General features: G+C 65.6%; 13 protein-coding genes. 4 read left to right on the forward strand and 9 right to left on the reverse strand.

What is annotated here, in order from left to right:
• Positions 1-24 precede the first annotated feature (24 nt).
• A complete protein-coding gene (locus BLT27_RS17065) occupies positions 25-1,293 on the reverse strand; it encodes a M24 family metallopeptidase (protein WP_089736101.1) in 1,269 nt (422 codons plus the stop codon).
• A 112-nt stretch (positions 1,294-1,405) separates the two neighbouring features.
• Between BLT27_RS17065 and BLT27_RS17070 the strand changes: the two genes are divergently transcribed.
• From BLT27_RS17070 to BLT27_RS17085, 4 genes are all read left to right on the forward strand, one after another.
• Complete coding sequence (locus tag BLT27_RS17070) at positions 1,406-2,134, forward strand: sporulation protein (protein ID WP_089736103.1); 729 nt, start codon at positions 1,406-1,408, stop codon at positions 2,132-2,134.
• A gap of 326 nt (positions 2,135-2,460) precedes the next feature.
• Positions 2,461-2,943: a VOC family protein gene (locus BLT27_RS17075; RefSeq protein WP_089736119.1), complete on the forward strand. Its 483-nt coding sequence runs from the start codon at positions 2,461-2,463 to the stop codon at positions 2,941-2,943.
• Positions 2,936-3,376, forward strand: coding sequence for a hydroxyphenylacetyl-CoA thioesterase PaaI (gene paaI / locus BLT27_RS17080; protein WP_089736105.1), 441 nt, complete (start codon positions 2,936-2,938; stop codon positions 3,374-3,376). Before BLT27_RS17075 ends, paaI begins: the two co-directional genes overlap by 8 nt.
• Before the next feature lie 61 nt (positions 3,377-3,437).
• Positions 3,438-4,286 (forward strand): hypothetical protein, encoded by an 849-nt coding sequence (locus BLT27_RS17085; protein WP_089736107.1) that lies wholly within the window; start codon positions 3,438-3,440, stop codon positions 4,284-4,286.
• A 23-nt stretch (positions 4,287-4,309) separates the two neighbouring features.
• On the opposite strand, the gene BLT27_RS17090 is transcribed toward BLT27_RS17085, so the two are convergent.
• The 8 genes from BLT27_RS17090 to BLT27_RS17120 form a co-directional block, all read right to left on the reverse strand.
• Positions 4,310-4,699 (reverse strand): RidA family protein, encoded by a 390-nt coding sequence (locus BLT27_RS17090; protein ID WP_089736109.1) that lies wholly within the window; start codon positions 4,697-4,699, stop codon positions 4,310-4,312.
• A gap of 119 nt (positions 4,700-4,818) precedes the next feature.
• Positions 4,819-6,111: a phenylacetate--CoA ligase PaaK gene (paaK, locus tag BLT27_RS17095; protein WP_089736111.1), complete on the reverse strand. Its 1,293-nt coding sequence runs from the start codon at positions 6,109-6,111 to the stop codon at positions 4,819-4,821.
• 61 nt (positions 6,112-6,172) lie between these two features.
• Positions 6,173-6,892 carry an ABC transporter ATP-binding protein gene (locus BLT27_RS17100; RefSeq protein ID WP_245707839.1) on the reverse strand — a complete coding sequence of 240 codons (720 nt, stop codon included), beginning with the start codon at positions 6,890-6,892 and terminating at the stop codon, positions 6,173-6,175.
• On the reverse strand, positions 6,889-7,686 hold the full coding sequence (locus BLT27_RS17105; RefSeq protein ID WP_089736113.1) for an ABC transporter ATP-binding protein: 798 nt from the start codon (positions 7,684-7,686) through the stop codon (positions 6,889-6,891). Before BLT27_RS17105 ends, BLT27_RS17100 begins: the two co-directional genes overlap by 4 nt.
• Positions 7,686-9,710 carry an ABC transporter permease gene (locus BLT27_RS17110; protein WP_089736115.1) on the reverse strand — a complete coding sequence of 675 codons (2,025 nt, stop codon included), beginning with the start codon at positions 9,708-9,710 and terminating at the stop codon, positions 7,686-7,688. Before BLT27_RS17110 ends, BLT27_RS17105 begins: the two co-directional genes overlap by 1 nt.
• A 1-nt stretch (position 9,711) precedes the next feature.
• Positions 9,712-10,995, reverse strand: coding sequence for an ABC transporter substrate-binding protein (locus BLT27_RS17115; protein ID WP_089736117.1), 1,284 nt, complete (start codon positions 10,993-10,995; stop codon positions 9,712-9,714).
• 157 nt (positions 10,996-11,152) lie between these two features.
• Positions 11,153-11,818, reverse strand: a complete 666-nt coding sequence (locus tag BLT27_RS19340; protein WP_139172387.1) for a hypothetical protein — start codon at positions 11,816-11,818, stop codon at positions 11,153-11,155.
• Positions 11,819-11,844: 26 nt separating this feature from the next.
• Positions 11,845-12,143, reverse strand: a 299-nt coding sequence (locus tag BLT27_RS17120; RefSeq protein WP_139172388.1) for a transposase, incomplete at its 5' end; no start/stop codon positions are given.

A 12,143-nucleotide genomic window follows, 5' to 3' on the forward strand; every position in this document is an offset into this window, starting at 1 on the left:
TTATAAGATTTCTCCAAATAATTGCTAATATTCTATGACGGTTATCTCCTCGACGGGCCACTGGCTCAGCACCTCGACGCCGTCCTCGCGGACGACGACCATCTCCTCGACGCGGACGCCCTGGCGGTCCGCGGGCTCCATCGTCTCGACGGCCATCGTCATGCCCTCCTCTATCTCGATGGGGTGGTCGGGCGAGAGGCCGCGCCAGATGAGCGGGACCTCGTAGAGCTGCAGCCCCAGCCCGTGGGCCCAGTGGTTCGTCGTCATCTGCCAGTGGTCGGTCGCGCCGTACCAGTCGGCGTGCTCGCCCTCCATGTCGGGGAAGCCCTTGCAGATCTCGTCGGTCGTCGCGCCGGGCTCGATGCGGTCGAGCACGTCGTAGAGGTTGTCGACGGCCGTCTCGTAGGCGTCCTGCTGGGCCTGGGTCGGCTCGCCGAGGGAGAACGTGCGGTAGTAGCAGGAGCGGTAGCCGAGGTAGCCGATGTTGTAGAAGTCGGCGTAGACGATGTCACCCGGCCGCATCATCCGGTCGGTCGTGTTCGCCTGGTGCTTCGGCCAGGTGTTCGGGCCGCTCGTGACGTAGCCGCCCTGTGCCATCGCGCCGTGGCGCCAGATCTCGCGCACCGCGTCACCCCAGACCTCGGACTCGCGCTTGCCCGGTGCGGCGTTCTCGACGATCTGCTGGAAGCCGGCCTCGCAGATGGACGCGACCATGCGGAGGCACTCGATCTCGTCCTCGGTCTTGATCTTCCGGGCGTCGTGCATCAGGTCGACGCACTCCTTCGTCCGCACGTCGACGCCGTTGTTCTCGAACGCGTCGATGAGGCCCATGTTGCCCACGTCGAGGCCCATCGCCTCCTTGTGGACGCCGTACTCCTCCATCGCCTCGTAGACGAGGTCCGCCATCTTCTGCTTGAGCCAGCTCCGTGCCGAGTCCCGGCCGGACGCCCGCGGGACGTTTCCCAGACCGGGGCAGGCGTACCGGATGTCGTCGAGCCACGGACAGTTGAAGCGCTGGTTGCTCGCGTGGTCGGCGGTGTCCCAGTGGACGATGTCGCCGTCCTCGGTGAGCAGGGTGTAGTGGTCCGCGCCGGAGCCGCCGGTCATCGCCAGGCCGGTGACGTAGCGGATGTTCGGGTCCGAGACCAGCAGCATCGAGCCCATCTCCGACTCTTCGAGACGGGCGAGCGCCTTCGCGTAGCGCTCCTCCCGGAGCCGCTTCACGTCGATGCGTTCCTCCCAGTCGACCGCCTGGGTTCCCCGCGTTCCCTCCATGAACGAGCGTTCGTACATGGGAGGTGCTACCGGCAGTAGGCTTATCAAACTACGGGCGTTCCCCGGCCCCTGCTGTCATTTCCCACGGTTCGAACAAAGCTTATGTTCCAGGGTGCGAATCTCCTGAAACATGAAGCGCGTGCTCTCCAGCGTCGGCATCGGCTCCGCAACCGTCGACACCATCCTCCCCGACAGCTCGTTCGTCCCCGGCGAGACCGTCGAGGCGACCGTCGAGGTCGAGGGCGGCTCCTCCGAGCAGGAGATCGAACAGCTCAACTTCGCGCTCGTGACCAGGTACCGCGGGGACGAGGGGTACGAGCAGTCGGTGTTCGAGCGGTTCACGGTCGCCGAGGCGTTCACCATCGGCGAGGGCGAGCGGCGGGAGATCCCGGTCGAGTTCACCATCCCGTACGGGGCCCCGCTCACGAAGAGCGGTGTGAAGGTCTGGCTCAAGACCGGGCTGGACATCGACTGGGCCCTCGACCCCAAGGACAAGGACCACATCGAGGTGGGGGCCGACGAGCGCATGGCGGCCCTGTTCGAGGCCGTCGAGGACCTCGGCTTCGGCTTCCACAGCTCCGAGGTCGAACGCACCCGGTTCGGCCACTCGCACCCGTTCGCCCAGGAGTTCGAGTTCCGGCCGCGCTCCGGCCCGTTCACCGGCGACCTCGACGAACTGGAGCTCATCTGTGCGCCGACCCCCGACGCGGTGCAGGTCCACCTCGAGATCGACCGTCGCGGAGGGCTGCTCTCCGAGATGGCCGAAACCGACGAGTCCCGGGACAGCTTCCGGTTCGACGGCACCGACACGGACAGCATCCGGTCGGAGCTCCGACGCCGCATCGAACGCCACGCCTGAGGCTGCCTCGGTCGCGACGGTCCCCTGACACCCGCGACCTTGCCGACTGGAACCTTTTTCCGCCCCGGCGGCGTGTACTCCGTGTGATACCATCTACGAGCGGCATCGCTCTCCAGCCGGAGTTCGACCCCGGCCCGAGCGGCATCGAGGTCGCGTTCAACCTCGGTGGTTCGGCGGGATCGGCGTTCCTGACGACGCTCGTCGTCGGCGGCATCGTCTCCTTCGCTATCGGTGCGGCCGGCTTCGGTGCGGGACTGGCTCGACTGACCCGAACGCCTGCCGGCACCCGAATTGGTTTGTCACCGTCGCGCGTGTTTGTCGACCACATGACCCACGACGTTCCAATCCGGGTCGACCACGTCGGCATCGCCGTCGAATCCGTGGCCGACGCCGAACCCGTACTGCTCGCGCTCGGCTGCGAGAAGATGAACGACGAGACCGTCGAGGACCGCTTCAGGTGGGTGTACTACCGTCTCGGCGACGCCTCCCGGGTCGAGCTCATCGAACCAATCGAGGACGACAGCTTCCTCACGGGATTCCTCGCGGAGAACGGGCCCGGCCTGCACCACGTTACGCTGGAGGTCGCGGACCTGGACACCGTCGCGGACTCCCTCGAAGCCGAGGGGATCCGCGTCGTCGACCGCGCCGAGTTCGACACCTGGACCGAGGCGTTCGTCTCGCCCGGGAACCCCACGGGGACGCTGTTCCAGCTGATGGAGTACCACGAGGACTACCCCGAGGGACGCGACCCGCCCGAGGAGCTGTTCGTCAACGGCGGGCGCGTCGAGGAGGTGGCCGCCCATGAGTGACGACGGGGGTCGCGGTGACGGCGTCGACGGGGACGAGGAGCCGGTCCCCGAAGCGGTTCGCGAGCGCATCGCCTCCGACCCGTTCTGCGAGAACCTCGGCATCGAACTCGTGGACCTCGGCCCGGGGACGGCCACGCTCGAACTGACCATCACCGAGGAGATGCTCAACTTCCACGGGACGCCACACGGCGGGGCAGTGTACTCCCTCGCGGACGCTGCCTTCGCCGCCGCCTCGAACTCGCACGGGACGACCGCCGTCGCGCTGGAGACCAACATGAGCTACCTCGACGCCGTCGAGGTCGGCGACACGCTCCGCGCCGAGGCCCGAGAGACCCACATGGCGGGGCGGACCGCGGAGTACCAGATCCCCGTCACGGACGACGGGGAACGGGTCGCGACGTTCCGGGGACGCGTCTACCGCTTCGTCGACTGACGGGTAATTTGCAGTAGTTCGTTTGCCATGATTTATGTAGCGGCACACAACATTCCACAGTATGGGGGTAGAAATCAATCGAGTCCTCGAGGGGACGGTCCAGCGATTGCTGTCGCCGACCGGGCTCTTCGTGTTCCTCGGCTTCGCCGCCTTCCGTCTGTTCGAGATGGTGATGTACGAGACGGCGTGGGGTGCCGCGATCGAGTGGATCATCGACAACCACGGTGGACAGATCGCCCGACAGTACCTCGGCTACGAGGTGAGCGACTCGCAGGTGACCGTCGAGCGGCTGCACATGGAACTACTCCAGCACGGCTACCCGGAGGCCGCCGCGTTCCTCCAGCAGGCCACCAGCACCGGTCTCGACCTCTCGCTCCCGGTCGTGCTCGCGTTCCTCGTGGCGTTCCCGTTCGTCGCCGAGATGCTGCACGTCCTCGGCGTCCGCGCCATCGCGGCCGCCGACCCGGACACCGACGGCATCCCGACCGGTGAGCTACTCGCCGGCCTGCCGGTCGTCTACCTGCGCTCGCTCGTCGCGAACTTCGTCGCCTGGCTGTGCATCGCGCTCGGACTCGTCCTCGGGAGCGTCCTCCTGTTCGTCCCGGGGCTCCTGCTCGCGATGGCGTTCCTGTTCGTCCGCCAGCGCATCGTCCTCGACGGCGACGGCATCGTCGCGGCGCTCTCGAACAGCTACGGACTGTTCCGCGAGCAGTTCGCGACGGTCCTCGTCGTGTTCGGCATCACGCTGTTTCTCGGGGTCTTCTCGACCTGGGGCATCGCCCTCGGGTCCGGCTTCTTCGTGCCGATGCCCGGCTGGCTCTACAAGCTGTTCACCACGGGGGTCATCGTGTTCAACATGGCGCTCATCACGAGCGCGTACCTGCAGCTCCAGCGGCCGTCGGCCGTCTGAGACCGGGCCACGGCCCGGTGCGGTCACTCCGCGACGACGGCTTCCGCCTCGACCTCGACCAGCATCGCGTCGTCGACGAAGCCAGCGACCTCGACCATCGTCGCTGCCGGTTTCACGTCCGCGAAGAACTCCCCGTGGGCGCGGCCGACCTCGGCCCAGTCGTCGGCGTCGGCGACGAACATCCGCGTCCGCACCACGTCCGCAAGCGAGGCGTCCGCCTCCGCGAGCGCCGACTCGACGTTCCGGAACGCCTGCATCGCCTGGGCGTGCGGGTCGCCGTCGCCGATGACCGTCCCGTCGTCGTCCGTCGCGGTCGTGCCGGAGACGACGACCCGGTCGCCGACCCGGACCGCCCGCGAGTAGCCGACCGTCGATTCCCACTCGGTGCCGGAGGAGACGTGCGTGCGTCGCATGCCTCTCTCGAGGGGCGACGACGGCAAGAAAGTACGTGCAGCGTGCGGTTCGAAAGCGGTGCACTCCGGCTATCTCCCGCGACACCCCAGGAGCGGCACGACCGGTGGCGGGGAGCGGTTCACTCCTCCCGGTGGTCGAAGACGCGCTTGACCTTCCCGACTTCGGTGCGCTCGATGACACCGGGGCCGACGACCTCGATCTCGTCGGGCTTCACGTCGAGGACTTCGTTCAGCTTGCCCTCGATGTCGCGCTCGAGTTCCTCGTGGCTGCCCTCGTAGGACTCGTCGTGCTCGACGGTGAGCTCCATCGTGTCGAGGTTGCCCTCGCGGTAGAGGTCGATGCGGTAGTACGGCGCGACGTCGGCCATGTCGACCATTACCTCCTCGATCTGGCTCGGGTAGACGTTGACGCCACGGATGATGAGGAGGTCGTCCGCCCGCCCGGTGATGTTGTCCATCCGGACGATGGTGCGGCCGCACTCGCACTCCTCGTAGTTCAGGCGCGTCATGTCGCCGGTCCGGTACCGGATCATCGGGAAGGCCTCCTTCGTGAGCGACGTGATGACGAGCTCACCCTCCTCGCCCTCGTCGAGCACCTCGCCGGTCTGCGGGTCGACGATCTCCGGGTAGAAGTGGTCCTCCCAGAGGTGCAGGCCGTCCTGTGCCTCCTCGCACTCGATGGAGACGCCCGGACCGATGATCTCGGAGAGGCCGTACACGTCGACCGCGGTCACGCCCAGTGCCTCCTCGATCTCCTCGCGCATCGGGTCGGTGAACGGCTCGGCCCCGATGACGACGCGTTCGAGCGGGAAGTCCCTGATGTCGAGACCGCGCTCCTCGGCTGTCTCCGCGAGGTAGAGGCAGTACGACGGCGTACACGAGAGCACGTCGGAGCCCATGTCCTGGAGCATGTCGAGCTGGCGGGACGTGTTGCCGCCGCCGGTCGGGATGACGCAGGCGCCGAGCTCCTCGACGCCGTCGTGGAAGCCGAGGCCACCCGTGAACAGCCCGTAGCCGTAGGAGTTCTGGACCACGTCGCCCTCGCGGACGCCGGCGGCGTACAGCGACCGCGCCATGACCTCGTGCCAGACCCCGAGGTCGTCCTCGGTGTAGGCGACGATCTTCGGCTTGCCCGTCGTCCCGGAGGACGCGTGGACGCGGCGGAGTTCGCTGTGGTCGACGGCGAACAGGCCGTCCGGGTAGTTGTCGCGGATGTCCTCCTTCGTGGTGAACGGGAGCTTCGAGAGGTCGTCGACGCTCTCGATGTCGTCGGGCTCGATGCCCGCCTCGTCGAAGGCCTCCCGGTACCAGGGCACGTTCTCGTACACGTGCTCGACGGTGTCATGGAGGCGTTCGTTCTGCAGTTCGGTCATTTCGTCGCGTGACGCGGTTTCGATGTCGTTGTATGTCATGTGTGGTGACTCCGTGTACCGAGTTGTTTCTCGTGCGATACCGTAACGATTTGCGAGGGCGTCACATGCTGATGCCGAGATGCCTGTCGCGGACGTCCTCGTCGGCGTCCAGCTCCTCCGGCGTGCCCTCGTAGACGATGCTCCCCTTGTCGAGGATGTAGACCCGGTCCGCCAGCGCGGAGGCGACGGCCACGTTCTGCTCGACGAGCAGGACCGTGATGCCCTCCTCGTTGAGCTCGCGAACGAGGTCGGCGACGCGCTCGACGATGATGGGCGCGAGCCCCTCCGTCGGCTCGTCCAGCAGGAGCAGGTCCGCCCCGGCGACGAGCGCCCGCGCGATGGCGAGCATCTGCTGTTCGCCGCCCGAGAGGTCGGTCCCCCGACTGTCCTTGCGCTCGCGGAGGTTCTCGAAGGCGTCGAGCTCCCAGATGTCCTCGACGCTCCGACGGTGGGCGGTGTCCGCACCGCCGAACCGGCCCATCTTCAGGTTCTCGGTCACCGTGAGGCCGGGGAAGACGCGGCGCTCCTCGGGGACGAAGCCGATGCCGTCCCGCGCGACCGTCTCCGAGGACGAGCCGGTTATCTCCTCGCCGCGGAACCGGATCTCGCCGCCGGTCGGCTCGACCACGCCGACGATGCTCCGGAGCGTCGTCGTCTTGCCGACGCCGTTGCGGCCGACGAGCGTGACGACCTCGCCCTCCTCGACGTCCATCGTGACGCCGGAGAGCACCTCCGTCTCGCCGTAGCCGGCGTGGACGTCGGCCAGTTCGAGCAGGCTCACAGCACACCACCGCCGAGGTAGGCCTGCTGGACCTGTTCGTTCTCGGCGACGGCCGCCGGCGGCCCGGTCGCCAGCTCCTCCCCGCGGTTCAGCACCGTGATGCGGTCGGACGCGTTCATGACGAGTTCGATGTCGTGTTCGATGAGCAGCACCGTGCGGTCGCCGAGCACGTCGCCGATGAGCTCCATCGTCGCGCGGGTCTCCTCGGCGCTCATGCCGGCCGTCGGTTCGTCGAGCATGACGAGCTGTGGGTCGGTCGCGAGCACGAGGCCGATCTCGAGCCGGCGGCGGTCGCCGTAGGCAAGGGTGCTGGCCTGCTCGTGTCCGCGCCCGTCGAGCCCGATACGTGCGAGCACGTCGTCGGTCCGGTCGTTCAGGTCCCCGAAGGAGTCCTTGTGACGGAACGCGTTCTCAAACGGTGAACGCTCCCGGATTGCGGCCTGTGCGGCGAGCCTGACGTTCTCGCGCACGGTGAGCCCGCCGAAGACGTTCGTGATCTGGAACGACCGGCCGATGCCCCGGTGCACGCGCTGATGCGGGCGCAGCTGCGAGACGTCCTCGCCCTCGAAGACGACCGACCCCTCGCTCGGCAGCAACGCACCCGAGATGAGGTTGAACAGGGTGGTCTTCCCGGCACCGTTCGGCCCGATGATGCTCCGGAACTCGCCCTGTCCGACCTCGATGTCGAGGTCGTCGACGGCGACGAGTTCGCCGAAGCGACGGGTGAGGCCCTTCGTCTCGAGCACCGGCTCGCCGCCGCCGAACGTCGCCGTCGTGTCGTCTGCCGTCGCCATCAGTCGGACACCTCCGCGGGTTCACCCTCGGGCGGTGCCTCCGACGACGAGTCCATCCGCTGTTTGACCAGCGACGGGATGGAGACGATGCCGCGCGGGACGAAGATGACGAACAGGACGAACACGATGCCGAGGACGCCCTGCCACTGGTCGATGCCGTTGCTGAGCAGCAGCTCCTCAAGCGACAGGTAGCCGGCAGCCCCGATCATCGGGCCGTACAGGGTCCCCATGCCGCCGAGCAGGGTCATGACGATGACCTCGCCCGAGAGCAGCCAGTCGAGGAACCCCGGCGAGGCGCGCCCGAGGTTCTGCGTGGCACGCAGCCCCCCGGCGAGGCCGGCCAGCGCACCGCTGACGACGAACGCACGCCGCTTGTACATCGTCGTGTCGTAGCCGAGGAACGACGCGCGCTGTTCGGACTCGCGGATGGCCTGCAGCACGCTCCCGAACGGGGCGTCGATGAGCCGCCGGGAGACGAGGTAGGAGCCGACGACCAGCGCGAGGATGACGTAGTAGTACAGGTGGATCTCCCCGAGCAGTGAGACGTCCCCGAACTCTGGGCCGCCGGTCAAACCGTATGTTATCGCGTCGGCCCCGATGCCGTTGTCGCCGTTCGTCAGCGGCGGAATCGTCGGGAGTCCGAGCGAGTCCAGCGTCGGGTTGATCTGTGCGCGCAGGCCGGGCATCTTCAGCGCGAGGCTGGCGAACAGCTCCGCGAACGCCAGCGTGATCATCGAGAAGTAGACGCCGGACACCCGGATGGAGAGGTAGCCGACGACCCAGGCGATGAGCGCCGCGACGAGGATGCCCGCCACCAGCGCCAGCCAGATGGACGGCAGCAGGTACACCGCGAACAGCACCGTGGCGTACGCACCGAGCCCGTAGAACAGCACGTGGCCCAGCGAGACGAGTCCGGTGTACCCCATCACGAGGTCCAGGCTCAGCGCGAACAGCCCCCAGATGAGGATGTCCACGACGATGGTGTTCACGACGTAGCTGTTGTAGAGGACCCCGATTCCGAGCGGGGCGATGGCGAGCACGGCCACCATCCCCCCGCCGAGCAACCGGCGTCGTCTCGTGGAGAGGACACCGCTCCCGGCGGCGGTGAGCAGCTCACCCCCTTCACCGGGGTCGTGCCACTCGGGGCTACCGAACAGGCCCTGCGGGCGGATCAGCAGGACCCCGATCATCAGCAGGAAGACGACGAGTCCCTCGAGGAACGGGACCTGCCACCGAACGAACGACTGGACGACCCCGACGAGCAGCCCGCCGGCGACCGCACCGCGGAAGCTCCCCAGGCCGCCGAGCACGACGACGATGAACGCCGGGATGATGACCGAGCCGCCCATCCCGGGGCCGACCGACTGCCGGCCGGCGAAGACGACGCCCCCGACGGCGGCCAGGAACGCACCGAACGCGAAGACGAGCGTGTAGTACCGGTCGATGTCGATGCCGAGGTGACGGACCATGTCGCGGTCCATCGACCCGGCACGGACGACCAGCCCGAAGCGGGTCCGTTCGAGCACCAGCCACGCGCCGGCGGCCACCACGGCTCCCATCACGATGACGAAGTAGCTGTACAGCGTCTTCTGGAAGCCGAGTATCGTAATCGTCCCCGAGAGGACCCCGGTGTCGAGCGGCCTGAACGGCTGTGTGCCCCAGATGAGTTCGATGGCGTCGACGAAGATGAGCACCAGTCCGAACGTCAGCAGGATGTGGTACAGCGGGTCCCTGCCGTAGAGGGGGCGGATCGTCAACCGCTCCATCGCGCCGCCGATGATTGCGACTGCGAGCGGTGCGACGAGCAACGCGACCCAGAAGTTCCCGATCCCCGCGGTCGTGATGGCGACGGCGAAGTACGCACCAAGTGCCAGCAGCTCCCCGTGGGCGAAGTTGATGACGTCCATCACGCCGAAGATGATGGACAGCCCTGCCGCGAGGAGGACGTACACCATCCCGACCGTGAGCCCGTTGATGAACTGGTCGAGCGTCTCCCCGGCCGTGACCAAGGGCAGCTCTAACATCTTAGAGTGAGCACTCGGTCTCCTCGCACGGGATCATCGCGTCGGGGCCCTCGACCTTCTTGAGGAGCTCGACGTCGGCGACCTCGCCGGAGGACGGTTCGACGCAGCGGCCCATCCACGTGGGGTTGAGCGCCTGGTGGTCACAGGCCCGGAACTGATTGTTGCCGAGGATGGAGTCCATCTCCAGCCCCGCCAGCGCGTCGATGACGTCGTCGACGTTGGTCGAGCCGGCCTCCTTGATGCCCTCGGCGGTCATCATGATGGACTGGTAGCCGACGCGGGCGAAGTTGTCCGGCGGGCCGCTGGTCTCGTCCATGTTCATGTACGCCTCCCGGAACGTGTTGTTCAGCGGGTTGTCGAGGGTCGAGACGTAGCGGACACCGCCGTAGAGCCCGTACGCGGCCGACCCGAGCGCGCCCCGGACGACCTGGAACGTCATCGTCGGTGCCATGATGTCCTTGTCCTCGGTGAGGCCTGCCTCGACGGCCTGCGCGGTGAAGTTGATGAGGTCACCGCCGGTCATCCCGACGACCACCACTTCCGCGTCGGAGTTGTCGATCTGGCTGATGTACGTGTCGAAGTTCGAGGAGCCGAGTTCGGAGGCGGTGCTCCCGACGACGTTCAGGTCCGAGTTGGCCTGGCGCATCCGAGCCTCGACCCGGTTCCGGACCGAGGTACCGTACGCGTAGTCGGCGATGTGGAACCAGACTTCCGTGCCGAGGTTGTTTACCGTGTACTCGGAGACGGCCTCGGCGATCTGGGCGGTGTTCGTCTCCGCGCGGAAGACGTACTCATTGCAGCCGCTGCCGGTGATGGGGACGGCCGCCGCACCCGGGTTGTAGATGACCTGCTCTTCGGCCGCGAACTCGTTCATCGCCAGCGCGACCGAGCTGGAGATACAGCCCATGATGAAGTTCGCGCCGTCCTCCTGGACGAGCCGCTCGGCCGCCTGCACCGAGGCCGTGTCCTCGGTCTGGCCGTCCGCGTAGACGCCCTCGATCTCGAAGTCGAACTCGTCGTCCTCCTTGAGCGTCTCGATGGCGAGCTTCGCGCCGTTGCGCTGTCCGGGCGCGAGGCTGCTGTACGCCCCGGACATGGGACTGACGACCCCGTAGGTGATCGTGTCCGAACCGCCGCCACCACCGCCGATGTTGCTCAGACAGCCCGCAAGTCCGAGTGCACCTGCCCCCGCTGTCGCCTGCAGGAAGGTACGCCGTGAGCCGAACCTGCTAGAACTCCCCTGGTCAGTCGTGCGCTGCTTGCGATTACTGGTACCCCGTGCCATGCATGAACATTTATTAAATAGAGCCTAAATCAGTTCGCCCCCATATGTTCGGGGTATTTATGTAGTGCGTGTTCGGCACCGGTCGCCCAATCACCGTTCCGTCTGTGAGAAACGCGAAAATAGTATGGTTAGTTGAACCTACATACAGATTCAATCCCTATCTTTCAGGAAATGTATTCGCCGTTGGTTGACCGAATATAATCTCATGGTCGTCCGGGTAGGATTCGATTCTTGAATTTGGAATCGGGTATCGATTCGGTGCTCTCTTTATTTCAGATATCGTCGCACTGTGGAAGCCATTATCTCTCATCTCCGCGGTGGTCATCTGCTTAACCGTGGACGGAGAGGTACTCGGAGCAGTCACATTGATATCGTGTTGGTTTTCTAGATCGATTCTAGTGTAGTTTTCACTAAGCTCACACCCTGTCCAATTTTCGAGATCTAGGTATGCCGTCTCGTCTGGATCCATTCCAATCACCTCAAATTGTAGGAAGTAACAGACCTGTGGCTGTTGATAAATATCATATGGGCGGTTCCCGTTCAGCCAGTCCCACGTCCTGTTAATATCTCCCTGGTAGTTCTCCCCATTGTACGCGAGTGTCATCTTCCCTAATATCAGACCCGCATCCATTACCCAATTCCACCCAGGGAGAAGGCTTGCCCCTTCTTCAACCACAGTACTCGCGAAGTTGTCATAATTTTCACTACTCTCTGAATCAGAGAACCGAGAGGCACCGATCCATTCTTTTAGATTCTCAGAGGTTACTTGTCCGTTATTTGCATCACACCATATTTTCAGTTCGGTGTCTTCTATTGCATTCACGTTATGAGGGTGTCATAGAACTCTTCTCACACCGTGATGATCGTACTTCCCGGATTGTCTCCGCGTTCGTAGTTGGTGATAGCGACGACGAGGCGAAGGCACAGGGCGAGGAACACCTGCGCTCGTGCGTGGACGCGGCCTCGGGCGTGCGTTCGCCCGAGGCCGCAGTCCTTCACTGATTCGTTGGTTCGTTCGACTCCAGTACGGCGGTTGTACGTCTCATCCAACGTGGACTGCTTCAGCTGCACGTCCTCGCTGTGTTGTTCGATGCGGTCTTCAACCCTGTACTCGATGTCTTTCGGGTCGTCAGTGTTTCGCGCGTTGT

It is taken from the genome of Haloarchaeobius iranensis, assembly GCF_900103505.1.
In the GTDB taxonomy this organism is placed as follows: domain Archaea; phylum Halobacteriota; class Halobacteria; order Halobacteriales; family Natrialbaceae; genus Haloarchaeobius; species Haloarchaeobius iranensis.